23 protein-coding genes are annotated in these 25,225 nt (G+C 59.5%); 7 read left to right on the forward strand and 16 right to left on the reverse strand.

The genetic code is table 11. The annotated features are described in order from the left end of the window. Positions 1-9 precede the first annotated feature (9 nt). Positions 10-1,404, reverse strand: a complete 1,395-nt coding sequence (mpl, locus tag EDB94_RS16405) for a UDP-N-acetylmuramate:L-alanyl-gamma-D-glutamyl-meso-diaminopimelate ligase (protein ID WP_108018763.1) — start codon at positions 1,402-1,404, stop codon at positions 10-12. A 155-nt stretch (positions 1,405-1,559) separates the two neighbouring features. Here mpl and EDB94_RS16410 point away from each other — a divergent pair, with 155 nt between their 5' ends. Beyond that, on the forward strand, positions 1,560-2,822 hold the full coding sequence (locus EDB94_RS16410) for a 6-phosphofructokinase (RefSeq protein ID WP_053114586.1): 1,263 nt from the start codon (positions 1,560-1,562) through the stop codon (positions 2,820-2,822). An 89-nt stretch (positions 2,823-2,911) separates the two neighbouring features. Here EDB94_RS16410 and EDB94_RS16415 read toward each other — a convergent pair whose 3' ends face one another. Beyond that, the gene (locus EDB94_RS16415; RefSeq protein WP_108018762.1) at positions 2,912-3,166 is read right to left on the reverse strand and encodes a GrxA family glutaredoxin; all 255 of its coding nucleotides are present in this window, start codon (positions 3,164-3,166) and stop codon (positions 2,912-2,914) included. Between the two features lie 120 nt (positions 3,167-3,286). Continuing rightward, a complete protein-coding gene (locus tag EDB94_RS16420; protein ID WP_108018761.1) occupies positions 3,287-5,413 on the reverse strand; it encodes a methyl-accepting chemotaxis protein in 2,127 nt (708 codons plus the stop codon). Positions 5,414-5,473: 60 nt separating this feature from the next. Here EDB94_RS16420 and EDB94_RS16425 point away from each other — a divergent pair, with 60 nt between their 5' ends. Further along, positions 5,474-5,917 carry a YqaA family protein gene (locus EDB94_RS16425; protein WP_041644973.1) on the forward strand — a complete coding sequence of 148 codons (444 nt, stop codon included), beginning with the start codon at positions 5,474-5,476 and terminating at the stop codon, positions 5,915-5,917. On the opposite strand, the gene EDB94_RS16430 is transcribed toward EDB94_RS16425, so the two are convergent. Next, complete coding sequence (locus EDB94_RS16430) at positions 5,857-7,302, reverse strand: AarF/ABC1/UbiB kinase family protein (RefSeq protein WP_108018760.1); 1,446 nt, start codon at positions 7,300-7,302, stop codon at positions 5,857-5,859. The two genes, EDB94_RS16425 and EDB94_RS16430, sit on opposite strands and share 61 nt — an antisense overlap. Positions 7,303-7,554: 252 nt before the next feature. On the opposite strand from EDB94_RS16430, the gene EDB94_RS16435 reads away from it, so the two are divergent. Then, positions 7,555-8,646: a GGDEF domain-containing protein gene (locus EDB94_RS16435; protein ID WP_108018759.1), complete on the forward strand. Its 1,092-nt coding sequence runs from the start codon at positions 7,555-7,557 to the stop codon at positions 8,644-8,646. 1 nt (position 8,647) lies between these two features. Here EDB94_RS16435 and lipB read toward each other — a convergent pair whose 3' ends face one another. From lipB to EDB94_RS16485, 10 genes are all read right to left on the reverse strand, one after another. Beyond that, on the reverse strand, positions 8,648-9,286 hold the full coding sequence (gene lipB, locus EDB94_RS16440; RefSeq protein WP_014576131.1) for a lipoyl(octanoyl) transferase LipB: 639 nt from the start codon (positions 9,284-9,286) through the stop codon (positions 8,648-8,650). A gap of 5 nt (positions 9,287-9,291) precedes the next feature. Further along, positions 9,292-9,561 carry a YbeD family protein gene (locus EDB94_RS16445; protein WP_008176421.1) on the reverse strand — a complete coding sequence of 90 codons (270 nt, stop codon included), beginning with the start codon at positions 9,559-9,561 and terminating at the stop codon, positions 9,292-9,294. Between the two features lie 30 nt (positions 9,562-9,591). Continuing rightward, complete coding sequence (locus EDB94_RS16450) at positions 9,592-10,758, reverse strand: D-alanyl-D-alanine carboxypeptidase family protein (protein ID WP_041644971.1); 1,167 nt, start codon at positions 10,756-10,758, stop codon at positions 9,592-9,594. A 56-nt stretch (positions 10,759-10,814) separates the two neighbouring features. Further along, the gene (locus EDB94_RS16455; protein WP_062785635.1) at positions 10,815-11,708 is read right to left on the reverse strand and encodes a septal ring lytic transglycosylase RlpA family protein; all 894 of its coding nucleotides are present in this window, start codon (positions 11,706-11,708) and stop codon (positions 10,815-10,817) included. A 123-nt stretch (positions 11,709-11,831) separates the two neighbouring features. Beyond that, entirely contained in the window at positions 11,832-12,974 is a 1,143-nt protein-coding gene (gene rodA / locus EDB94_RS16460; protein ID WP_008176427.1) for a rod shape-determining protein RodA, read from the reverse strand. Beyond that, a complete protein-coding gene (gene mrdA, locus EDB94_RS16465; RefSeq protein ID WP_014576128.1) occupies positions 12,974-14,863 on the reverse strand; it encodes a penicillin-binding protein 2 in 1,890 nt (629 codons plus the stop codon). Before mrdA ends, rodA begins: the two co-directional genes overlap by 1 nt. A 9-nt stretch (positions 14,864-14,872) precedes the next feature. Continuing rightward, on the reverse strand, positions 14,873-15,343 hold the full coding sequence (rlmH, locus tag EDB94_RS16470; RefSeq protein ID WP_008176432.1) for a 23S rRNA (pseudouridine(1915)-N(3))-methyltransferase RlmH: 471 nt from the start codon (positions 15,341-15,343) through the stop codon (positions 14,873-14,875). Between the two features lie 2 nt (positions 15,344-15,345). Next, on the reverse strand, positions 15,346-15,696 hold the full coding sequence (rsfS, locus tag EDB94_RS16475) for a ribosome silencing factor (RefSeq protein WP_008176434.1): 351 nt from the start codon (positions 15,694-15,696) through the stop codon (positions 15,346-15,348). A gap of 70 nt (positions 15,697-15,766) precedes the next feature. Then, complete coding sequence (nadD, locus tag EDB94_RS16480) at positions 15,767-16,417, reverse strand: nicotinate-nucleotide adenylyltransferase (protein WP_108018758.1); 651 nt, start codon at positions 16,415-16,417, stop codon at positions 15,767-15,769. Positions 16,418-16,422: 5 nt separating this feature from the next. Then, a complete protein-coding gene (locus tag EDB94_RS16485; RefSeq protein WP_008176439.1) occupies positions 16,423-17,679 on the reverse strand; it encodes a glutamate-5-semialdehyde dehydrogenase in 1,257 nt (418 codons plus the stop codon). A 173-nt stretch (positions 17,680-17,852) separates the two neighbouring features. Between EDB94_RS16485 and EDB94_RS16490 the strand changes: the two genes are divergently transcribed. Genes EDB94_RS16490 through EDB94_RS16500 form a run of 3 tightly spaced genes read left to right on the forward strand, consistent with a single transcriptional unit; the run spans position 17,853 to position 21,318 of the window. Continuing rightward, positions 17,853-18,869: a GGDEF domain-containing protein gene (locus EDB94_RS16490; RefSeq protein ID WP_108018757.1), complete on the forward strand. Its 1,017-nt coding sequence runs from the start codon at positions 17,853-17,855 to the stop codon at positions 18,867-18,869. Continuing rightward, complete coding sequence (locus tag EDB94_RS16495; protein ID WP_108018756.1) at positions 18,866-19,864, forward strand: GGDEF domain-containing protein; 999 nt, start codon at positions 18,866-18,868, stop codon at positions 19,862-19,864. Before EDB94_RS16490 ends, EDB94_RS16495 begins: the two co-directional genes overlap by 4 nt. Continuing rightward, positions 19,861-21,318, forward strand: coding sequence for a bifunctional DedA family/phosphatase PAP2 family protein (locus tag EDB94_RS16500; protein WP_108018755.1), 1,458 nt, complete (start codon positions 19,861-19,863; stop codon positions 21,316-21,318). Before EDB94_RS16495 ends, EDB94_RS16500 begins: the two co-directional genes overlap by 4 nt. Here the strand turns inward: EDB94_RS16500 and EDB94_RS16505 are convergent. Beyond that, on the reverse strand, positions 21,315-21,893 hold the full coding sequence (locus tag EDB94_RS16505) for an LON peptidase substrate-binding domain-containing protein (RefSeq protein WP_039882136.1): 579 nt from the start codon (positions 21,891-21,893) through the stop codon (positions 21,315-21,317). The genes EDB94_RS16500 and EDB94_RS16505 overlap by 4 nt on opposite strands. A 52-nt stretch (positions 21,894-21,945) precedes the next feature. Beyond that, positions 21,946-23,202 carry an HDOD domain-containing protein gene (locus EDB94_RS16510; RefSeq protein ID WP_008176449.1) on the reverse strand — a complete coding sequence of 419 codons (1,257 nt, stop codon included), beginning with the start codon at positions 23,200-23,202 and terminating at the stop codon, positions 21,946-21,948. Positions 23,203-23,362: 160 nt separating this feature from the next. Between EDB94_RS16510 and ilvD the strand changes: the two genes are divergently transcribed. Then, on the forward strand, positions 23,363-25,198 hold the full coding sequence (gene ilvD, locus EDB94_RS16515) for a dihydroxy-acid dehydratase (protein ID WP_008176452.1): 1,836 nt from the start codon (positions 23,363-23,365) through the stop codon (positions 25,196-25,198). Positions 25,199-25,225: the final 27 nt, after the last annotated feature.

Consider the following 25,225-nt stretch of genomic DNA (forward strand, 5'->3'; position numbering starts at 1 on the left):
TGCGCCGGATCAGCCACGGATACGCTCAAGCTCGGCAATAAGTTTACCGTGAATACCACCAAAGCCGCCGTTGCTCATGATCACAATGTGGCAGGGGCTGGGAAGATCTTCCAGGGTGCGCGCCAGCAAATCTTCCACTGTAGCCTCCACCCGGTGTCGATTGGAGCCGGCATTAAGCGCCTGCCAACCGGCAATCAGTTCGGGCAGCCACTCCATGTCATTCAGGTTCCCCCACAGAACCCGGTCCGCGATTTCCGCGCTGGGCAGCAGTGTCTGCTGGTGGACGCCCTGCTTCATGGTGTTCGAACGAGGCTCGATCAATGCCAGGATAGGTTCATCACCCACCTGGTTGCGCAAGCCCTCAAGTGTGGTGGCAATAGCCGTGGGATGGTGGGCAAAGTCGTCGTATACGCGCACCCCGTCTATGTCCGCCAGCAACTCCATCCGCCGTTTGACGCCGGAGAACCGGCACAGGGCGGCCACCGCATGGTCTGGGGTGACCCCCACGTGACGGGCGGCAGCAATGGCAGAAAGAGCATTGCGGACATTATGAAGACCGGTCTGATCCCACTTTAGCGTGGCCACCGGCTGTTCGTGGTGAATCACCAGAAACCGGCTGCCATCCTCCGATAGCAGCTCGGCCCGCCAGTCCGACATGCGCGGGGTCTCGCTGCCAATGGCGGTGTCCTGGATCGGGCTCCAACAACCCAGTGCCAGGGCATTGTCCAGGTGGCCATCCACCGCGGGACGGATAATCAGGCCCTGGGAAGGGACGGTCCGGACCAGATGATGAAACTGCCGCTCGATGGCCTCGACGTTTTCGAAGATATCGGCGTGATCAAATTCCAGATTATTCAGGATCAGGGTATGGGGGCGGTAATGGACGAACTTGGAGCGCTTGTCGAAAAAGGCGCTGTCGTACTCGTCTGCTTCGATTACAAAAAAGTCGCTGTTGCCCAGACGCGCCGACACGGGAAAGTCCCGGGGAACACCGCCCACCAGGTAGCCCGGTCCAAACCCGGCCTGATCCAGGATCCAGAGCAGCATGGACGTGGTTGTGGTCTTGCCGTGGGTACCGGCTACCGCCATGACCCAACGGTGCCTGAGCACCTCGCGGCTCAGCCACTCGGGCCCGGACATGTAGTCGATATTGCGGTTGAGCACTGCTTCGACTTCCGGATTGCCGCGGGACATGGCGTTACCGATGAGCACCAGGTCCGGTTTCGGCTCCAGGTGATCCGGGCTATACCCTTCCATCAGACTGATACCCTGAGCCTCCAGCTGGGTGCTCATGGGTGGATAAACACCCTGATCGGAGCCTGTCACCGTATGGCCGAGTTCCCGGGCCAGAACGGCCAGGCTGCCCATGAAAGTGCCACAGATTCCGAGGATATGAATGTGCATTCGGCAACTGCCCTCTGAGTTGAAACCCGACAAGCCTCCCGTATCCGCCCCACCCCGTCAAGAGCCACGCTATCCGCAATCCTGCTCATGAAAATTGCCGTCGATTGGCGTATCATCTGCGCCATTGTCGAACCAGCAGGAGGCTCCAGCCCGAGATGGCCATCAAGAATGCATTCTACGCTCAGTCCGGCGGTGTCACCGCCGTCATCAATGCCAGTGCCTGTGGCGTCATCCAGACCGCCCGCAAGCATCCGGACAAAATCGGCAAAGTGTTTGCCGGACGCAACGGCATTATCGGGGCGCTGAAGGAAGAACTGATTGATACCAGCCTCGAGAGCGACGATGCCATCCAGGCGCTGATTCACACCCCGGGCGGCGCCTTCGGCTCCTGCCGTCACAAGCTCAAGAACATTTCCGAGAACCGGCGCGAGTACGAACGCCTGATTGAGGTGTTCCGGGCCCACGACATTGGCTACTTCTTCTACAACGGCGGTGGGGATTCACAGGACACCGCCTACAAGGTTTCCCAGATCGCCGACAAGATGGGCTACCCAATTACCTGCATCGGCGTGCCCAAGACCGTGGACAACGATCTGCCGTTCACCGACTGCTGCCCCGGCTTTGGCTCTGTAGCCAAGTACATCGCCACATCCACCCTGGAAGCCAGCCTGGACATCAAGTCCATGTGCGAAACGTCCACCAAGGTGTTCATCCTGGAAGTCATGGGGCGCCATGCCGGCTGGATTGCCGCATCCGGCGGCCTGGCAGGACAGGGCGAGGGCGAACCGCCCCACGTCATCCTGTTCCCGGAAATCCCTTTTAATCGCGACGCCTTCCTTGAGCGCGTGGATCATTGTGTGAAGGAATATGGCTACTGTGTAGTGGTGGCCTCCGAAGGTGCCCAGTACGAAGATGGTCGCTTCCTGGCGGACGCCGGAGCCAAGGACGCGTTTGGCCACACCCAGCTGGGCGGTGTTGCTCCGGCCCTGGCCAATATGGTCAAGCAGGCCCTGGGCCACAAATACCACTGGGCCGTTGCCGACTACCTCCAGCGCAGTGCCCGCCACATTGCCTCCGCCACCGACGTGGAGCAGGCCTATGCGGTTGGCAAGGCCGCCGTGGAAATGGCACTTGAGGGAAAGCAGGCTCTGATGCCCACGATCGTCCGCGAACAGGGCAAACCTTACGTCTGGAAGATCGGTGAGGCCCCGCTGAGCGAAGTGGCAAACCAGGAGAAAAAGATGCCGATCCACTTCATCACCGACGATGGCTTTGGTATCACCCAGGACTGCCGGGATTACCTGGAACCTCTGATTGCCGGTGAGAGTTTCCCGCCATTCGATAACGGCCTGCCGCGTGTTGCCAAACTCCAGAATACGCTGACCGAGAAGAAACTGAAGACCGAGTTCCAGCTGTAACCGAACGAACAGCGTACCGGAAAGCAAAAAAAGCCTGACAGAGTAGCTCTGTCAGGCTTTTTCATTGTTCAGACACTACACGCAGATGGTTAGCGGGCCAGCTCTGATTGCTGGTCGCGCATGTAGGCGTAGAACTGATCAAACCCACCCACGTACTGGTTGCCCACCAGAATCTGCGGCACGGTATAAACCGGCCGGCCAATTTTGTCCGCGATATCCTGCTTGCTCATGCCCTTCTCAATCATATCGACCCAGACGTAGGGAATGTTCTTGGCCTCACACAGGCGCTTTGCCTGCACGCAGAAACCACAACTCGAGCGGCCATAAATCGTGACCTGCTCCATAAACACCTCCCTAAAGTCTCTGGCTGTATGTTTCGGGACTCAAATCCTATGGCTGAATGATGGCACGGCGCACGCTAATTTAAAATTGATGCTTTGAATCGCCACCATAGTAGCCGCCCATCATGTCCTCAGGCGACCGAGCTCCCGCTCCAGAACCTGCACTTCATTGTCCAGGGCCTGACCACTGCCTTTGACGCGACCAGCAAGTTCCCGGAGATCGTTGGCGGCGTCACCGATATGAGTGAGGTTGCGATTGATTTCCTCGCTCACCGAGCTTTGCTCTTCCGCTGCGGTCGCCACCTGGGTCACGTGTTCGACAATGGTTCCGATCCGCTCGACAACCGTGGCCAGAGAATGGGCCGCCTCCTGGGTGCCATCCACCGCCGAGGTGGCGCGATCAACACCGCTCTGGATCACCGAAACCGCCCCGTTCACATCCTGCTTGAGACCGTCGATCATGGTGCTGATTTCATCGGTGGATTCCCGCGTCCGGGAGGCAAGGGTTCGGACCTCATCGGCGACAACGGCAAAGCCGCGCCCCTGCTCACCGGCCCTTGCCGCCTCGATGGCGGCGTTAAGCGCCAGCAGGTTGGTCTGTTCTGCGACGCCACGGATGACATCCAGGATCCGGTTGATGTCCTCACTGCGATTGGCCACCTGGCCGATCGCAGTGCTGGCCTCGCCCATATCATTGGCCACCGCGCTCACGCCGTTGACTGCGGACGACAAGGTGTCCTGGGTAAAGCGGATGCCGTCCTGGGCCATCCGGGCGTTGTCCGCCGCCTCGCCGGCAAATCCCGCGACCTCACCGGCAGCGACAGACATTTCGTTCATGGCGGTCACCACGCTGTCGATGTCCTGATGTTGCCTGCCGGTCTGCTCATCGGTCTCAACCGCAATACTTCCGACATCCCCGGCCTGTTCGCGGACCTTGGCGTTTACATCCTTCAGGTCGTTGATCATCTCTCTCAGCCTCGCCAGGAAGGCATTGAATCCGCCAGCCAGCTCGATCAGCTCGGCGTGGGTGTCGATTTCCAGCTCACGGGTGAGGTCCCCCTCGGCACTGGCCAGGTTCTTCATGCGATCCCGGATCTCATCCAGCGGGCGGGTCACCGAGCGGACCAGGAGAACAAGGGCGACAACAGCGAGAACCACGACACCGATGCCTACCAGGGTCTGGCGGGTCGCGGTCGCGGCCACTTCTTCTGACAGCAGGCCCGTGATTTCGGAAACGCTGGCAAGCGCGGCATCTCTTGGCAGTTCAATCAACAACGACCACTCGGCATCGGGCAGGCTGATTTCGACGGGATAGGCCACGGCCAGGGTCTGGCCGTCATCGAAGGTCCCCTCACCCTTATGCAGTCCTGAGAAAGTATCGCCATGCTCCGGCAAAGCTTCCGGGAGGGGCCGACCAAGATGAGCCTCATAATGACTGGATGCCGCGATAAGACCCTGCTCGCTGATCAGCGTGACCCGGGACTTGCCGTCAAACAGTTCCTTGCTGACACCGGAAATGGTTCTTTGCAGTGTCGAGAGATTGATATCGACGCCCACCACGCCGGCGAATGCTCCATCATCCAGAATCGGAACCACCAGGCTGGTCATCAGCTCGGAATAGCCCTCACTGATTTCGTAATCATAGGGCTCCATGATGCAGGGTGCCTTGGTGTCCCGCGAGCACAGATACCACTCGGCTTCCCGAATCCCGAATTCGTTCAGACTATCCAGATACTTCGTAGCCGGGTCCTCGGTGCGGCTGAAGTGAACCCTGCCCTCCGGATCCCGGTAGTAATAGATTTCCAGGGTACCCTCGTCACTGCTGTGCTCCTCAACACCACCGGTGAAATAGCGATCCTGCCCGTCATAGCCATCCGGCTCGAACTGGGCGTATATCGAGCTCAGACTTTTCTGCTCCTCAAGCACGGCGCCAACAGTCTCCTGCAGGGCCGTCCTGCTGATTCGACCGGAACTGTCGGACTGAATATTGCGGGTAATGACATTGCGGACGACTTCCGGGGTCCGAAAGGCAGTTGCAAACTGACCACTGACCAGCTCGCCGAACTTGCCAGCGGTTGCGCTGAGCTGATCCATTACAATGCCCTGCACCGTATCCCGGGTCTCGACACTCAACCTCTTCTCCATGGCTCCGAGAGACAGCTGGGCAGTCACCACGATACTGATACCCATTATCAGAAGCAGGGACACAACGAGGGCGTAGAGCTTGAAGCGGAGCGATAACTGTTTCATGGTGAAGGCGGACCTGCGGGGAGTTGGAGGTTCATTCTATTTTAGAGCACGGAGGGGCCGGTGGCCTACCTGACGCTATTTCTGACCGCGTTCGCCGCTGCCACGCTGCTGCCCGCTTACTCGGAAGTTCTGCTGGGCACGCTGATAACACAGGGTTACTCCTGGTGGTGGCTGTGGTTCTGGGCAACACTGGGTAACACGCTGGGCTCGGTCGTTAATGGAGTTATCGGCCGGCAGGTAGATCGCTTTAAGCATAAACGCTGGTTTCCGATCAGCGAGATGCAATTGCACAAGGCGAGGAACCGCTTTAACCGATATGGCCAATGGTCTCTGCTGATGGGCTGGCTGCCTCTGGGCGGCGACGCGCTGACCCTGGTTGGCGGGATCATGCGCGTGCCGTGGCTCAATTTTGTGATACTGGTAGGAATTGGCAAGGGGGCCCGCTACGCCTTTGTGCTCTGGCTCGTCGCGGAGGCGTCCGGTGCATCGTCACCTTCACCGTAGAGGTATTTCCGAAGCAGCGGCTCGCCGTTAAATTCGGAATTCAGAACCGCAACGAAGGTGTAGACCCCGATCAGTTTACGGTTAAGGAACACGAACTCCTTCGGGGGCACCCGGAAATAGCGACTGATCGCCGACCGGGCCGCCTGACGCGCCACCCGGGACGGCAGTTCACTCTGCTTCCAACGATACTGGCCATGGCTGTTTACTGCATAGTCTGGCCAGGAATCCTTGTCGCTGGAGAGCGGTTCAAGCACCGACATGCAGACCTGGCCAAACTTCTCCAGTACCTCCTCCGGCCACTCGGTGCTCATGAAACGCAGCTTCACGCCACCATCGATTACCGCATCGAGATCGTTCTCGTAGGATGCCTTGATCATCTGGATGACCGGTTTGAGAAACTCGCCCGAGTAGGACTGCACGGCGCCGAAATCGAGGAGGACGATACGGTCGTACCCCGGGTCATCCCCTTCCTCCCCGGCAATCCGGATGCGATAGTTGCCGAAGTTAGGATCGGTCTGTATTTCGCCCCAGATGAACAACTCCCGGAAAAACAGCTCCAGGGCGGCCTTGCCAAGGGCGCTGCGACGCTCCAGCGGGAGGTCCCTGACCGACTGGGAACTGACCGAATGCCCGTGTTCGTAGGTTGAACAAATAACGTGCTCGGTTGAAAACTCCGGCAGGACCCTGGGCACAATGAACCTCGGATCCGATGCCAGCATGTTGCGGAATTTCTCGGTGGTCTTCGCCTCAAGGCGATAGTCCACCTCGCGATGCATCATCTGCCGGACTTCCTCCAGCCAGTCATTGAACTCGGGGCCAAAACTGACCAGCCTGGCCACTCGCAGCAACTGGGCGACAGCATTCAGGTCGCTGTCTACCGCGTCGGCAACGCCCGGGTATTGCACCTTCAACACCAGCTCCAGGCCGTCACTGCGGCGCCAGGCCCGGTGGACCTGCCCCAGCGACGCAGCGCCAATAGGCTCGGGCTCTACATCCAGTTGCGCCAGACGCTCCGCGCCCAGCTCGTCTTTCAGCACACGCTCGATAGCCGGCCATTCCAGAGAAGTGGTCTGATCTTCCAGGGTGTGGAGCGCTTCGGTGACTTCCTCGGGCAAAAAATGCTCGCCGTACAGAGCCATAACCTGGCCGATCTTGACCACGCTGCCCTTTAACTTGCCCAGTTCATCCACCAGGAACCGGGCCTGGCTCGAAAGCATGGCGCGGTGACGCTTTTCCCGATTTTCCCGAGTGCTGAACCAGTTGGTTGCCATGTGTGAGGCCATACGGGTACCGGCAAACAACCCGGCACGGGTCAGACTCAGCCTGCGCTCGAAACTGCCTGTCTTGATGCGGGAAACCGAATTTCCTGAACGTCTGGAAGACATAGTGACCTGTTCGGATCAGAGAATTTCACCACGTTTGGCGGCTTACACCATTATACGGATAGTCAGGGGAGCTGACCTAACCGAGTCGACCGGCCTGCCGCGGCCACGGGGCCAATGCGCCAGCCCCGTTGCCGGTTTACACCTGCACAACCGGATCGTTTACGTTTCGACACAGTTTCCGCCGGGAAACCGGTCTAGTATTTCTAGATACGTAAGGTCCAACAACGACTATCACAACAACAAGATCTGAAAATGCCGCAATCCGCAAGAAAAACGCCGGATACGGAGCTGTCGCAGTTCCGGGTCAAGGGCGAGATTCCTGTCCCGATCCTGATCAACTGGCTGACCGCTGTTGCCGTGCCCCTGCTCTGTTTCTTTGCCTGGCGCTCCAGCCTGCAGAACGACCCGATCACGCCGCCACTACTGGTTGGCTTCGCCGTTCTTCTTGCCGTCAACTCTGTGAGCTACCTGCTCTTCGGTAACAAGACCTTACAGCGTCGCGGCTTCATAACCCTGATTACGGTGCTGTTCACCTACCTGGCTATCAACGCGGTAGAGGACGGTTCCGCCATTATCTGGTTGTTTGCCTACCCGCCCATCATTTTTTACATCAGCGAATCCCGGGTTGGGTTGCTCGCCTGCTGTGGCGGGTTCGCCGCCGTCATCTTCCTGTTCAGCCCACTGGGGGATTTCCTGTTCGAGCCGCCGCACAGCACCAGTTTCAGAATCACCATGATAGCGGTGCTGGGTTTTGAAATGGTCACCTGTTACATCCTTGACCAGAGCCGTCGGCGCAGCAAGCTGGGGTTGCTGAAGCTGGCCGCGGAATTCGAGTATGCCGCCAAGCACGATGCCCTGACCGGCCTGGCCAATCGCCGCGAAGCGCTTGAGCAACTGGACATCGAGTATCAGCGCTATCTTCGCAACGCCCGGCCCTTTTCGGTGCTGCTGATGGACATTGACCTGTTCAAGAGCGTTAACGACAACTACGGGCACCATGTGGGTGACGAGTTGATCATTCTGGTGGCCAGGACCCTTCGGGAACAATGCCGCAAAGTTGATACGCTGGCCCGATGGGGCGGTGAGGAGTACCTGGTTCTGCTGCCCGAAACCAATACCGGGGAGGCGCTGGCATCCGCAAACCGGATCCGTGAAGCTTTTGCCGTCAGATCCGTGAGCACGGAGCAGGGCCCGATTCAGGCAACCATCAGTGTGGGGGTGGCGTCGATCCGTGGCTCGGAATCCATTGATCGCCTGCTGCAGCGGTCAGACGAAGCCCTGTATCGGGCGAAATCCGAGGGACGTAACCGCGCATGCGGTTACGAGAATGAAGCCGCGGCCTGAGCTACCAGCCCTCGCGGAAATCGACATCGTGGTGAGCCAGGCCACTGACCAGCTGCTGCGACAACCGCTGCTGCACGTCAGCCAGTGTCACACCGGGAACAAAGTCGCGAACCTGACACATGGCCATTCCGGCGTAGCCGCAGGGGTTTATGCGCTGAAAAGGCTCCATGTCCATATCCACATTCAGCGCCAGGCCATGAAAGGAACAACCCCGGCGAACCCTCAGTCCGAGCGAGGCAATCTTGGCGTCGCCCACGTAAACGCCCGGGGCGTCCGGTCTCGGAGCGGCCTCAACGCCCAATTCTGCAAGCGTGCGGACGATGGCCTGTTCGATCTCGTCCACCAGAGAACGTACACCAAGTTTTTTGCGAGTCAGATTGATCATCAGGTAAATCACGAGCTGGCCGGGACCGTGGTAGGTCACCTGCCCGCCCCGATCCACCGGGATCACCGGGATGTCGCCCGGGGCAAGAATATGTTCGGCCTTCCCCGCCTGGCCCTGGGTATAAACCCGCGGATGCTGCAAACACCAGAGTTCATCCGCCACACTGTCATCGCGGTCAGCGGTGAAGGCCTTCATGGCCTCCCAGGTTTCCAGATAGGGCTGCTCACCCAGGGATCGGACAATCAGGTCAGGCATCGGGCTCAGAGCACCATGTGTACGCGGCCACTGGCCTTGAGATCCTCGAACAAGGCCTTCAGTTGCGCTTCACCCGTGGCCACAATCTTCAGTTGAACCGAGGAAAAACGGCCTTTGCTGCTGTCGTTAACGGTGATGTCGGTCTCGCTGATTCCGGGGGCATGCTGCTCCACAACCTCGACCACGAACTCGGTGAAATCCGGGGCCGCATTGCCAATCACCTTGATCACATAGTCGCAAGGAAACTCAATTTTTGGTGCTTTCGGCTCACTCATGCCGTTTTACTCCCCGGGATCAACATCACCTTACTGAAATAACTGAACGAAAAAGAGCTTGATGGCGTCCCAGATGCGTTTGAAAAAGCCACCTTCGGGAACCTCGGTCAGGGCCAACACCGGCTGATCAACCAGTACCTCGCCGTTATAGGACACTTTGACCCGTCCCAGCTCGTCCCCGACTTTAATGGGTGCCTTGATCACAGAATCAAGGTCGACCGTCGATTCAAGATCGTTTCGGGAACCCCGTGGAATGGTCACGTAGACATCCTCAGTCATGCCAACGGAGAGCTGATCAGCCTGACCGCCCCAGACACGGGCTTCGATGAGCTCCTGGCCCGACCGGAACAGGCGTTCGCTCTCATAGTAGCGGAAGCCGTAGTTCAGCATTTTCTGGATTTCCTGGGCCCGTGCTTCTGAACTGTTGGTGCCCATAACCACGGCAATAAAACGGGTGTCGTTGCGTTTGGCAGAGGCAACAAGGCAATAACCCGCCTCCTCGGTATGGCCTGTTTTCAGGCCGTCGACACTGTCATCGCGCCAGAGCAGACTGTTCCGGTTCGGCTGGCGAATGTTGTTGTAGGTGAAATGTTTTTCAGCGTAGAGCGGATAGTTCTCCGGGTAATCGTTGATGATCGCGCGGGCCAGCATCGCCAGGTCATACGCTGTTGAGAAATGCTCCGGCGAGGGCAGGCCGGTCGCGTTCACAAAATTGGTGTCTTTCATTCCCAGCAGCTGGGCCTGCTGGTTCATGATGTCAACGAAGGCTCCTTCACTGCCTGCAACAAATTCCGCCAGGGCAACAGAGGCGTCGTTGCCCGACTGAATGATGACTCCCCTGAGCAGATCTTCGACCGAAACCTGGGTGCCTTCCCGAACAAAGGTGCGCGAACCTTCGGTCTTCCAGGCATTGACGCTGATGGGAACCATGTCGGACATGGCAATGCGGCCCTCATCAAGCTCACGCTCGACAATATAGGCCGTCATCATTTTGGTCAGACTGGCCGGAGGCAAACGCTCGTGGCTGTTCTCCTCCATGATGATCCGTCCGCTCTTGGGATCCATCAACACGTAGGAGCTGCCGGCAATCTGCGGCGGCGACGGAATCAGCACCGACTGGGACATTGCCTTGCCTGTCAGGGCAAGCATCAGCACAAGGACAACGGAGAGAGTTCGAAAAGCAGAGTTTAAGGCCATGGGTCCATTCATTCGTCGTTAAGTGTATTTTTTTAAATATGTCGTGTTCGGTTTATTCAGTGCGTATCGGTCAGCAGGATGGACTGATCGAAACCACGGGCTTCCAGCAGGCTTTGGGTACGCCTGGCGCTGTCTTCGTCATTGAAGGGGCCCACCTGAACCCGATGGAAGCGCCCCGCGGAGGTATCCACTGCCCGAACGCGCATCGGGTTCTCCAGCACCGCCCTCACCTGGCTGAGCAGTTTTTCAGCCGGATCCCGGCTGCTGAAGGACCCCAGCTGCACAAACAATGACCGGTTGGTCATGGCCATGTCACCGCTTGCCTCCACCCGGCTTTCAGCGTATCCGGCCGGATCTCCCGGGGAATAAGGCTCGCCGGCAATGAACATGGCGCCATCCGGCCTGACGGTGATGGCAGCCACCTCCACACGGGCCGTGCCCCTGGCCTGGTACCCCAGCTTCTTGGCAGCGGCGTATGACAGGTCGATGATCCTGTCGCTGTGAAAGGGACCGCGGTCGTTGACGCGGACAATCACCGAGCGACCGTTATCAAGGTTCGTTACACGTGCATAGCCGGGGATTCGCAGGGATTTGTGCGCGGCGGACATGGTGTACATGTTAAAGGTTTCGCCGTTGGAGGTCTTGTGGCCATGAAATTTCTCGCCGTACCAGCTCGCCGTACCCCGGGCGACATAACCGTCGTTGCTGTCGAGCACATGGTACTGCTTGCCCCAGACCTGGTAGGGCGATTTGTTGCCCGCCCTCCTGGGGGCCTCATAAACCGGAACCGCATCGTCAAGACCGGACACATCGAAGTTACCCGAAGGGGCCCTGTCAGTTGCCAGGGTATAGCGGGACGAATGGTCCGTTTCCGGGGCCGACGCGCAGCCGCCGAGTATCAGCGACACAACCACCGACAGCAGGAGGGAGAATGAGGGCTTGCAGTTCACTGTCCGGAATTCCTCTTGACTACACTGGCCACCGGTATCAGGTTCCCGGTGGTCCAGCCTTCATTGTAACGGGTTCTCCGACGGAATCACCATTACCCTGTGGCCATGGTTTGATTGACCAAATCAGGCGCCAATCATTCGCCGATGGGTATGAATCGACATCAAAACACCAAAGGCTGCCATCAGGGTGACCCCCGATGTCCCACCGTAGCTGATCAGGGGCAATGGCACACCAACGATTGGCAAAAGTCCACTTACCATCCCGACATTTACGAAGATGTAGATGAAGAACGTCATGGTGAGCGCACCCGCGAGAAGGCGGCTGAATGAATCCTGGGCCGTCGCGGCAATATACAGACACCGCAATATGATCAGGAAATACACCGTCATCAGGATCAGCATGCCCACGAACCCGAACTCTTCAGCCAGCACTGCGACGATGAAGTCGGTATGGCTCTCTGGCAGAAACTCCAGGTGCGACTGGGTTCCCTGAAGCCAGCCCTTGCCATCCACGCCACCGGAACCGATGGCGGTCTTGGACTGGATGATGTTCCAGCCGGCGCCAAGGGGGTCACTCTGAGGGTCCAGAAGCGTCAATACACGCTGTTTCTGGTATTCCCTCATGACGAAGAACCACATCAGCGGGGCCGAAACGGACACCATGGCCACGAACGCCGTGATCAGTTTCCAGCTGATGCCCGCAAAAAACACCACGAAGATACCGGCCATGCCGACCAGCAGCGAGGTCCCCAGGTCCGGCTGCTGCATGATCATGACCATGGGCACCAGAACGATCGCCAGCCCGACGGTCACATGCCGGAATCTGGGCGGCAGGAAATGCCTGGACAGATACCAGGCCGCCATCATGGGAACCACCAGCTTCATCAATTCCGATGGCTGGAAACGCGGCAGTCCCGGAATAGCCAGCCATCGTTGCGCACCCTTGGCACCAACGCCCACCAGCAGAACCGCAATCAGGGCCACAATACCGGCGCCGTAGAGCCACGGCGCCCAACGGCGAAACACCGAAGGATCCAGCTGGGCAAATACCAGCATCACGACAAACGCCACGCCCAGCCGGATGCCTTGGGCCTTGACGACCTCAAGGTTCCGGTCGGCACCGCTGTAGAGTACGAACAGCCCGCCGGAAACCAGCAGGAGTAACAGCAGCAACAGGATTGGATCCAGATGCAGCGCTGTCCAGATGCTCCGGTGCCGGCCAAGAGGGTTGCTTGCGGTTGAATCCAGTAACGCCTTGAACGCCATCAGTCAGCCACCTCGCCGACACCACTGACCAATGCGCTATCCCCCTGGCCATAATCCAGCAACCAGGAGTCAAACAGCGCCCGCGCGACCGGTGCCGCGGTGCCACTGCCGCTGCCGCCGTTCTCGACAATAACGGCGACGGCAATTTTCGGGTTATCTACCGGCGCAAAACCCACGAAAAGCGCATGATCCCGAAGCCGCTCGCGGATTTCTTCCTCATCGTATTCTTCATCCTCGGCCAGACTGAAGACCTGGGCAGTTCCTGTCTTGCCTGCCATCTTGTAGGGGGCACCACGGCCAGCACCCCGGGCAGTACCCTTCGCTCCGTGCATGACTTCAACCATGGTTTCCACCACATACTCCCAGTCGTCCGGGTTCTTCAACTTGAGCGGCTCGTGGGTTTCGGCGGGTAAGAACTCCTCGACCGGGCGATCCCCCTTGATATCTTTCAGTAGCCTCGGCTCGACCCACTCGCCTCGATTGGCGATTAGGGCGGTCGCTGTCGCCAGTTGCAACGGTGTTGCCAACATGAAGCCCTGGCCGATACCCAGGTTCACGGAATCTCCCGGATACCAGGGTTCATTGCGCACTGCCCTTTTCCAGTCTCTGGAAGGAAGCAAGCCGCTCAGGGCCCCGGAGACATCAAGCGTCGCGTCTTCCCCGAAGCCAAAATGAGACAGGTAGCTGTGCATGGTATCCACGCCCATTTCGACCGCCGCCTCGTAGAAGTAGACGTCACAGGATTCGGCCACAGCGTCCTTGAGATCAACCCAGCCGTGCCCCGTCCGCTTCCAGTCGCGCCAGACCCGGCCACCCTGATTCAGCCGGAAATGCCCCGGATCCCAGATGGTGTAATCCCGGGTGGTCGCGCCACTGTCGAGGGCCGCGACCGCAAGCATGGGCTTGAGCGTTGAGCCTGGCGGGTACTGACCGCGCAAGGCACGGTTGAACAGGGGCTTGTCTTTGCTGTCGCTCAATTCCCGATAATCGTTGACGCTGATACCGGTGACGAATTTGTTGGCGTCAAACCCCGGCACGCTGGCCAGCGCGAGAATGCCGCCGGTATCCGGTTCTATGGCAATGATGGCGCCCCGACGACCATCAAGAAGCTCGTGGGCACGCTGTTGCAGCCTGAGATCCAGATGCAGCTGCAGATCCTCCCCGGGAACCGGGTTCTCACGTTCCAGAACCCTGAGAGTCCGGCCACGGGCATTGGTTTCTACATGCTGGTAGCCGACCTGGCCGTGGAGGATTTCCTCGTAGAACCGCTCAATGCCCGACTTGCCGATGTAGTTGGTGCCTGCGTAGTTGACCGGATCGATCCTCTGCAACTCATCCCGATTGATACGCCCGACAAATCCTAGGGCATGGGCCGTCAGCTCACTGTGGGGGTAATACCGTACCAGCTCAGCCTTGACCTCGACGCCCGGAAGCTCGTGGCGATGCACGGCGAGGCGTGCCATCTCCTGCTCATTCAGGTCATAGCGAAGGGGGATTTCCTGGAAGGGTCGGCGGGGCTCCTGAAGCCGACGCTGAAACCGTTCGCGGTCTTCCTCGGAGATCTCCAGGATCGCGTCAAGCTGCGCCAGGGTATCGTCCATGCCCTGTACCCGCTCGGGCACAAGCGTCACACTGAAAACGGGGCGGTTCTCCGCCAGCAGGGTGTTATTGCGGTCGTATACCAGCCCCCGGGGAGGAGGCACGGACTGGACCTGGACGCGATTCTTGTCTGAGAGCGTGGTGTATATCTCATGTTCCACGACCTGAAGCTGATACATCCGGGCAATCAGGCCACCGATAGCGAGCATGACAAGCACCAGCATGACCAGGCTCCGCCGCTGGAAAAGCCGGCGTTCCGCTGCCGTATCCTTGAACTCACCCCATGGCATAACGTCCCCCTAGGCCCGGTGATACGGGTGATTGCGGGTGATCGACCAAGCCCGGTAGAGCTGCTCTGCCAGAACAATACGCACCAGGGGATGAGGCAGGGTCAGGGGCGACAGCGACCATTGCTGGTCGGCCCGTTTGCGGCAATCGTCGGCGAGGCCATCCGGGCCGCCCACCAGAAAGCTGACGTCCCGGCCATCCTGTTGCCAGTTCTCCAGCTGCGCCGCAAGCTTTTCGGTCGACCACGGCCGCCCACCAACCTCCAGCGCGATGACCCGGTCTTTCGCGCCGGTGGCCGCCAGAATGGCGTCACTTTCTCGCTGCATCAGCCTGGGGATATCGGGATTCTTGCCCCGATGGGCGACGGGGATTTCAACCAGTTCCACGGGTAGCTCCGGCGGCATGCGGCGGGCGTAATCTCCGAATCCGGTACTGACCCAGTCGGGCATTTTCTGCCCCACACAGATCAGGCGTAACCGCATGATTATTCGCTGCCCGCAACACCAAGATCCGGAGCATCACGCCAGAAGCGCTCCAGATCGTAAAATTCTCGTGTGGCAGGCATCATAACGTGAACAACCACATCGCCCAGATCCACGAGAATCCAGTCGCTGACGCCGGCACCTTCAACATTGCTCGCGCGCACGCCCTTCTCCTTCGCTTCGACCACGACGGAGTCTGCCAGGGATTTTACATGTCGGTTGGACGTTCCGGATGCCAGAACCATGAAGTCGGTGACACTGGTGCGGTCACGGACATCGATCACGCTGATGTCCTGTGCTTTCACATCTTCAAGCGCATTAATTACCAGATCTTTCAGTTGCTCTGCCTGCATAATCACCCTGTTGGACGGGCGTTTGCCGGTATGGCCGCCCGAAATGTCATATTCAGACGCGATTGTAGCACTAAAAGTTCCCGTCAGGGCATGCTCCATAGAGCCCCTGGCGGCGAATTTCTGTCCAGACCGAGTCAGGCACCAGATAGCGTGGCGAACGGCCGTCACCGATACGCTCCCGAATACCGGTCGCGGAAACATCCAGCAAGGGTGGATCCAGCTCGAGAACGCAGCCGCAGGGGCTGTCATGCAGGGCCTCCGGACTTTCCACACCACGCTCTGCCAGTAATCGGGCCGGTTCGGAGGATGGGTCCAATGCCGGGCCTGGCCGACGGACCACAACCACATGCGCCAGACCCGGAATCTGCTGCCATTCCCGCCAGCGATCGAAGCCAGCAAATGCGTCCGTGCCAACCACCATCACCAGGGGTTCATCCGGACCAAGCTCGGCCCGGAGTTGGCGAAGGGTATCGGCGGTGTAGGACGCTCCTTCCCGTGAGAGCTCACGGTCGTCAATCCGCAACTGGGGCTCACCGGCCACTGCCAGCCTCAACAACTCCAGGCGCTGACTGGAAGACGCCCCGGTTTGCCCCCGGTGCGGCGGAATATGACAGGGCACCAGGCTGACGCAATCCACGCCAAGACGATCGCTGATTTCCAGTGCAAGCCTGAGATGGCCATGATGCACCGGGTCGAAGGTCCCTCCATAAATGACATGCATGGGCATCAGGTCCGGATGTGCCCGTCACCGAAAACCACGTATTTCTGGGACGTGAGGCCTTCCAGCCCCACCGGCCCCCGGGCGTGGATCTTGTCAGTGGAGATGCCGATTTCGGCCCCCAGACCATACTCGAACCCATCGGCGAAGCGCGTGGAGGCATTGACCATCACCGAACTGGAATCCACCTCCGTGATGAAGCGCCGTGCCCGCGTGTAGTTCTCAGTAATGATGCTGTCGGTATGCTGGGAGCTGTAGCGGTTGATATGGGCAATGGCGCCTTCCAGGCCGTCAACCACACGCACTGCCAGGACCGGAGCCAGATATTCGGCTTCCCAGTCTGCCTCGGTAGCTTCGACCACGCCTTCGACGATGGCCCGTGTCCGCTCGCAGCCCCGCAATTCCACGCCTTTTTCAACAAAAGCCTGGGCCAGCAGAGGCAGGATATCCTCGGCGATTTCTGCATCCACCAACAGGGTTTCCATGGTGTTGCAGGTTCCGTACCGGTGGGTTTTGGCGTTGATCGCCACCTTCAGCGCCTTTTCCGGATCGGCATGGCTATCGATGTAGACATGGCAGACGCCATCAAGGTGTTTGATAACAGGCACCCGGGCATCGCGGCTGATGCGCTCGATCAGACCCTTGCCGCCCCTGGGCACAATCACATCAACGTAGTCCGGCATGGTGATCAACTCTCCGACTGCAGCGCGGTCCGTTGTCTTGATCACCTGCACCGCATTCTCGGGCAGTCCCGCTTTGGCGAGCCCGGCGGAAAGACAGCGGGCAATGGCCTGGTTGGAATGAATGGACTCTGAGCCGCCCCGGAGAATGGTCGCATTGCCCGACTTGAGGCACAGACTCGCAGCCTCGACCGTCACGTTGGGACGGGACTCGTAAATAATACCGATGACGCCTAACGGAACACGCATCTTGCCCACCTGGATACCGGAGGGCCGGTAGTTCATGTCGGTGATGGCACCTATCGGGTCTGGCAGGGAGGCCACCTGGCGCAGGCCCTCAATCATGGTATCGATTCGCTGGGGTGTCAGCTCCAGCCGGTCAAGCATCGCCGCATCCAGGCCATTTTCCCGGCCCATCTGCAGATCCTTGCCATTGGCGAGGGCCAGCTCTTCCCGGGCTGCATCCAGCGCCTCGGCCGTCGCCAGGAGCGCCTGATTACGCACGGCGGTGGTCGAACGAGCCACTCCGGTTGCCGCTGCACGGGCCTGCTGCCCAACCTCAGCCATGTACGCTGCAATATCCATTCAAATACCTTTCTGTTTTCAAGCGGAATCGGGAATCAGGGCCTAACTTTACCTTTCCCGTTTCAAGTACGCATCCCAAACAGATATTATACCGCTGCGATATGCCATACTCGGACCGATGAAGGTTCCCCGGGGACGGTTTTTCAAGGGAGTTCGGGAAAAGGAAGGACACCATGGCCCAGATGGCCGAAAAATTCCTGTTGAGCAAGTTGTCGCGAGCGGGCTTCGTGGCCCTGATCGCCATTGCGACCCTTTGCGCCGTGCTGGGCGAACCCATGGTTGCCGCAGCCGCGGCTGCCGCGGCAGGTATTGTCATTGCCGGAAAGACGTTCCACCCCAACCGGGTCCACCAGCCCTGGCCGAGAATCCAGCAGGCTTTCTTTGTCGTCCTTCTGCTGATACTGCTGGCCAGTTTCTGGACCGGCCCATGGATCCTGAGTCACTGGCTTTACGCGCTGCCTCTGGTTGCTTTCGCCCTGGTTCCGCCAGCGGCCGCAGCCGTGGTAACACTGATCATCGCTGTACTGGCAATGATCGCGGCACAATGGGCGGTAGGCCTTGCCGACCGCCACCAGATGATCAGCGCCTTTCTTCTTACCCTGCTGCTTTCGGCGTTACTGGTCTTCCTGCGGGATTACAAGACCCGTCAACTCGCGCCGTTGCGCCGTACCGACGAGCTGACCCAGGCAGCCAGCCGGGAATACCTGTCTGCCGACCTGCACAAGGAAATCCAGCGCAGTGAGCGGGAGGGCACCGATATGTCGATTATCATGATCGGGCTGGACACCCATTTGAGCGATGACGAACCGGATGAGGACATCCGCTCGATTCTTCCCCGCATTGGTCGCTACCTGCATTCCCAGATCCGTGATTTCGACACCTACTACCGGGTCGCGGACCTGCAGTTTCTGGTGATCCTGCCGGGCATTTCCACCAGCGACGCAATCGCCCGCGCCGAGACGATCCGCAAGGGCCTGGCAACGCTTCTGGAATCCCATGGCATGAACCTGACCGTCAGCACCGGGATCGCCGGCCTGAATATCGGTGACGATGCCAACAGTCTGCAGCAGAGTGCCGCGAATGCCCTGCGCCGGGCCCAGCAGCAGGGAGGCAACCGAAGCCAGGCCTACAGTTCATGGTCGCAGCCGGCACAACCAAGCCAGCCTCGGGCAGAGGGGCCAGTGGCATGACAGAGACCCGACTGAGAACCTGGACCCATGCCTTTGGCTACGGCATCGCCTGCCTGTTCATTTTCACCCTGGCGATGCAGAACCTCCGCTATGGTTTCTACGAACTCTTTTACCTGGCCTCAGGGATGGCGGTTCTGACCCTCGCGGGTGCCGTTTACACCATCATTTGCCGCCGGCACCAGCTGTCGGCCCCCGGGCACCTGGTCATCCTCTCCGGCCTGAACAGTGGCATGCTGGCAGCGCTGCTAACCATGGATGCCCCGGGCATCAGCCACTGGGCCATGCCCCTGCTTGTGCTGAATCTGCTTATACTGCCCCTGCGTCAGGGTGTCGGGCTATCGCTTCTGCTGCTGGTACCCATGTCGATCATCCTGTTCCTCGAAAAGGCACCGGCTGACGCCATTGCCATCACGGGGGGCCTGTTCATCCTTTTGGCGGTTGCAGCCCTGTACATCTGGCACTATGACCACATGGCCCAGTCGGCAGAGGACCTCGCCATTACCGATCCGGTGACTGGCGCCCATAATGCCCGCTTTCTGGATGAAACCCTTCATAAAGAGATCAGCCGTGCCATCGCCACGGGGCACTGCCTGTCCGTCATCGACCTGAGCATTGATTACGCCGACGAAGTGGCCGACCTTCACGGCAGGGACCAGGTTCAGGGCCTGTTCAGGGATATGACCGAGCACCTCTTCGGCGTGATTCGGGCCGGCGATACCCTGTACACACTGAAAGACTCGGAGTTTTTCCTGATCCTGCCGTTTACCCCGGAAGAAGGCGTGCGAGTGATTGCCGAGCGGATTCGCCGCACCATTGCCGAACACCACTGGCCGGTGGTTGGCAAAGCCACAGTAAGCCTCGGCTGCACCACCCGCGGCAGTGGCGACACCCGTACCGACACACTCAGGGACCGGGCCCACCAGGCCATGGAAGAAGCTCGCAGACGCGGTACGGATTCGGTCTGGTTCAGCCCGGGAGAAACCATCGAAACATGAGCAGTGCCTGGCTGAACGATCTGTCGGCATGGCTCAGCCTGCATCCCGGCTGGCTGGCAACAGCCCTGTTTACGACTGCCTTCATCGAATCACTCGCTATAGCCGGCATTATTGTCCCGGGTGTCGCCATCCTGTTTGCCGTCGCCGTATTGGCGGGGGAGACCGGCATGCCGCTTGCGGAAGCACTGCTGTGGGCGGGCCTTGGGGCCATCGCCGGCGACACGGCAAGTTTTGGCCTGGGGCGACTGCTGCAGGGGCGCCTGACAACCGCCTGGCCACTGAGCCGCTATCCAAAAATCATCGGTACCGGGGAGCGCTTCTTCAAGCGTCACGGCGGCAAGAGTGTGATCATCGGCCGCTTCGTCGGCCCGGTCAGACCGATCATCCCGCTCGTGGCCGGGGCCCTGATGATGTCCTGGCGGCGCTTTCTGGCTTTCAACATCGGCTCCGCTGTTGCCTGGGCGCCAGTCTACATCTTCCCGGGGTTTCTGGTGGGCAGTGCCCTGGCCAGTGATATCAGGCCTCCGGCGCATTTTTACGCGGTCATCGGCATCAGCCTCGCGGCCCTGACGGTGGTCTATTTCGTGCTATTGAGGTTTCAGCTGGGGCTCGGGGAGGACAGCCGTTTCTACCGCTGGCTGAAGCAGTGGATGGCGCAATACGAGGCTACGAACCGTTTCTGGCGCTTGTACACGAATCAACGACCGGCCCGGGAGGGCGAATTCCCGCTGGCCTCATTCATGCTGGCGCTGGGTGCCTCCTCACTACTTCTGATCTGGGGGCAGTTGGCTACCGCCACCAGCCTCCTGGATGGGTTCGATCAGGCCACCCTTCTCTGGTTTGAGCAACTCCGGCAACCTCTGTTGGACGGCCCCTTCATTGCCATTACCCTGCTGGGTGACGCGCCGGTGTTAATGACCGCCGGTGTACTTGCCTGCGCGGCACTGCTATTCCGGGGCTATTACGCCGCGGCCATCCATGTTCTGGCGGCTATCGCAGTGACGGTGGTTCTGGTCTGGGGCCTGAAGGCGCTGCTGGGCGTGCCCCGGCCGGATGAAGTCATGGGCCCGCCGAATTCCGGCGCTTTTCCCAGTGGTCACACGGCGGGCATCACCCTGCTGGTGACGCTGCTGGCAAGTTTCGTCGCCGGCGAAAGCAGGCATCGGAGACGTTGGCAATACTACGTGCTGCTCTCGCTGCCACTGGTGCCCGTGGCTTTGAGCCGGCTCTACCTTGGGGTGCACTGGTTCACCGATGTGATTGGAGGACTGCTGCTTGCCCTGGCCGTTACCGGTGCGGTGCGGGCCAGTTACAGCCGCTATGACAAGGTTCCGTTGGCGCCGGATATCACCATCGTTGGTGCAGCGGTGGTGTGGTTAATCCTTACGGGAGCCTACATCCTGCTGTCCTGGGATCAGGCGGTTCTGAACTTCAGGCCGGTTGCTGGAACCTAGCCTTCTTCCAGCGCTTCCAGGAGCCCCTGAAGCCGGGTGAGCCGCTCCAGAGGGTCCTGCAATTCCACCAGCTTCTGTTTCTCCTGCTTGTCCAATGGCAGAAGTTCGGTGAGCCGCCAGCCAACATCCCGGGCATCACCATAGTCAATGTCCATGTTCAGGTCCCGGATGACCGGATGACGAAACAACGCCTTCAGAACCGAGGGCAACTCGCTGAAACGCTCCGGCACCTCACTCTCTGCCTCTTCAATCAGGCACTCGACGTCCCCCACATTCAGGCCGTCTTCCTGCTGCCAGCTGCGGACCACGGAGACCTTGGATTCGCCTTCAACGGTAATCCCCAGAAGGCCGTTTTCCAGCTGCTGGAAATCAATAATACGTACATAGGTGCCGATATCGTAGAAGGCGGCGGTGCGCCCGGCCTCTCCGCCTTCCTGCAACAGCACCACAACGAACCCACGATCCTCCTTGAGACAACGGGTCAGCATGTCGATGTAGCGCGGCTCGAACAGCTGCAAGGGAATCCTCCCCCTGGGCAGGACGATGGAATTCAGGGGGAATAAAGGTACATTCATAAGTGCAACAGTCACCGGAAAGCAGACTCCACAGTTTACACAGCCCGGACAATCACCGGATGGACAGCAATTGCTGAACTTCGTCGACCCGGGCCCTGGCCTCCGTCAGAAGCTGCAAACTGCGAGAAGCATTGAGTTCAAGCTCGCCCAGACGCCGATACGCCGGCACCTGGTCGAACGGGGGAAGCTCGGCATTCTGGCTGGAACCGATCATCGAATGCAATTGCGCCACGATAACCACATCCACCAATTGGGGTGATGTCTCTCGGCATTCATAGCCCCAGTCCTCGGCATGACGGACCGCCTCAACGAACGCCGGCGGGAACGACCAGTTCTCCAGAACCGCCGTACCCACATCCGCCCTGAGTTCGCGGATTGCATGGCTGAGGTTGGCCTCATCGGCAAAGAGATTCACATGATGTTCCGCCTGGACCAGGATCGGTACCACGCCGATATCATGGAGCAGTCCCGCCAGCAACGCCTCCTCCGGATTCAATTTGGTGGCGTGATCCGCCAGCACCCAGCAAAGGGCAGCCACTTCACGAGAGTGACGCCAAAGCTTTTCCATCTCTTTCTGAAGCGACGCCTGTCGGGTCTTGAACACCTCACGCATGGAAAACACCGTCACCAGCTGGCGGGTGGTGCGCATGCCCAAACGGACCACTGCTTCCCGGACATTCCGGACATCACTGAATCCGCGATATAGCGGGCTGTTACAGGCGCGAACGAGCTTGGCCGCCATCGCCGGGTCGGCCGATACGGCAAGGGCCACCTGATCCGCCGTCGACTCCTCGCGATCTACCGCCCGCCGGACCTTCCAGGCCACATCCGGCACACTGGGAAGCTTCACCTGGTTCGATCTCAGCTCCGACAGGAATTCCATCAGCAGGTGATGTTCCTCGCTCTCGAGCCCTCCATTGCCTTCACCTGAATCCATCTCAACCTGTTCGACAGGCGCCGATCGCAGCAACTGGTTAAGGATGTCCTGCTCGACGACCAGGAATTCCGAGGGTTTGACGGCTGTAACGTCGTACATCCGTGGCTGGAGTCTGGCAATCGGGTTCTGGGCTTTCTCGGTTTCGGCTTCGATGATCGTTTTTCGGCCATCCACGGACTCAAGCTCAATCTTTCCTGCCACCAGGAAAAAATCGAGACCGTCACGGACACCGCGTTCCAGAACCCTCTGCCCGGGCCCATGGGTACGACGCTCGGCCCGGCTGGCAAGCAAAACCAACTGGTCATCGGTCAGCCGGTTCAAAGGCTGGAACTCTTTAAGGCGACGAAGCGGCAGGCTTTCCTGGCCGGCCATAGGCATACTCCTTGTCGGATCAAACCGGAAAATAAGTTGGCAACTGTGTTAACTATTGTAAACAGAGGCTCTGAAAACAACCATGCGCCTGGAGTCTAATCTGGTATCCTCTGTTTTTTTGATCAACGTCATCAGGTAACAACAGAGAGAAAAGAACCCCATGCCTCAGTATCGTTCGCGGACCTCCACCGCAGGCCGCAACATGGCCGGCGCCCGTGCCCTCTGGCGCGCCACCGGCATGAAAGACGGCGACTTCGGCAAACCAATCATCGCGGTTGCCAACTCTTTCACCCAGTTCGTGCCCGGCCACGTGCACCTTAAGGACCTCGGGCAACTGGTGTGCCGCGAAATCGAGTCCGCCGGGGGTGTTGCCAAGGAATTCAACACCATCGCGGTCGACGACGGCATCGCCATGGGCCATGACGGCATGCTGTACTCCCTGCCATCCCGGGAGATCATTGCCGACTCCGTAGAGTACATGGTCAATGCCCACTGTGCCGATGCGCTTGTGTGTATTTCCAACTGCGACAAGATCACCCCGGGCATGCTGATGGCTGCCATGCGCCTAAACATCCCCACGATCTTCGTCTCCGGCGGCCCCATGGAAGCAGGCAAGACCAAACTGTCGGAGCACAAGCTCGACCTGGTGGACGCCATGGTCATTGCTGCAGATCCCAATGCCTCCGACGAACAGGTGGAAGAGTATGAGCGCAGCGCCTGTCCGACCTGTGGCTCCTGTTCCGGCATGTTCACCGCCAACTCCATGAACTGCCTCACCGAAGCCATCGGTCTGGCGCTGCCGGGCAACGGTTCACTCCTGGCAACGCACGCCGATCGGGAGCAGTTGTTCCTCAAAGCCGGTCGACAGATTGTGGAGAATGCGCGGCGCTATTACGAGGAGGATGACGCCAGCGTACTGCCGTTGAGCATTGCTTCAATGGCGGCTTTTGAAAACGCCATGGTCATGGACATCGCCATGGGCGGCTCAACGAACACCATCCTTCACTTGCTGGCGGCTGCCCAGGAAGGCGGCGTTCCGTTCACTCTGAACGAGATCGACCAGCTGTCACGTCGTGTTCCGCAACTCTGCAAGGTGGCTCCGAACTCACCCAAATATCACATGGAAGATGTGCACCGGGCCGGCGGTATCATGGGCATTCTCGGCGAGCTGGAACGGGGCGGCCTGATCAATACCGACCTTCCCACCGTGCACAGCAAGACCATGCGAGAAGCGCTCGAGACCTGGGATATCATGAGGTCGCCGCCCACCGAAGTGGTCGAGTTCTACAAGGCCGGTCCCGCCGGCATTCCCACGCAGACCGCCTTCTCCCAGAGCACCCGCTGGCCAACCCTGGACGGTGACCGGGAGACCGGCTGCATCCGTTCGGTTGAGAACGCCTACAGTTCCGAGGGCGGCCTGGCCGTACTCTATGGCAATATTGCCCTGGACGGCTGCGTGGTCAAGACTGCCGGCGTAGACGAGAGCATCTTCGTTTTCGAAGGCAAGGCAAGGGTATTCGAGAGCCAGGATTCCGCCGTTGCCGGAATTCTCTCTGACGAGGTCAAGCCGGGCGAGGTTGTCATCATCCGTTACGAAGGGCCCCGTGGCGGACCGGGCATGCAGGAAATGCTGTATCCGACCAGCTATCTGAAATCCAAGGGACTCGGCAAAGACTGCGCGCTACTGACGGACGGGCGTTTCTCTGGCGGCACTTCCGGCCTGTCCATCGGCCACGCGTCGCCGGAAGCGGCCGCCGGCGGAGCCATTGGCCTGATCGAAAATGGCGACACAATCCGCATCGACATTCCGAACCGGAGCATCAACGTGGAGCTGGATCAGCCCGAACTGGATCGTCGCCGGGAAGCCAGGGACGCCAAGGGCTGGAAACCGGAACTGCCACGGGACCGCAAGGTGTCTGCAGCCCTGAAAGCCTATGCGCTACTGGCCACGAGCGCCGATAAGGGCGCCGTTAGGGATCTCGAAAAGCTCGACTGAGCACTGAGATCCTGAACCAACAAAAAA

The sequence above is a fragment of the Marinobacter sp. 3-2 genome (assembly GCF_003751355.1).
Lineage (GTDB): Bacteria > Pseudomonadota > Gammaproteobacteria > Pseudomonadales > Oleiphilaceae > Marinobacter > Marinobacter adhaerens.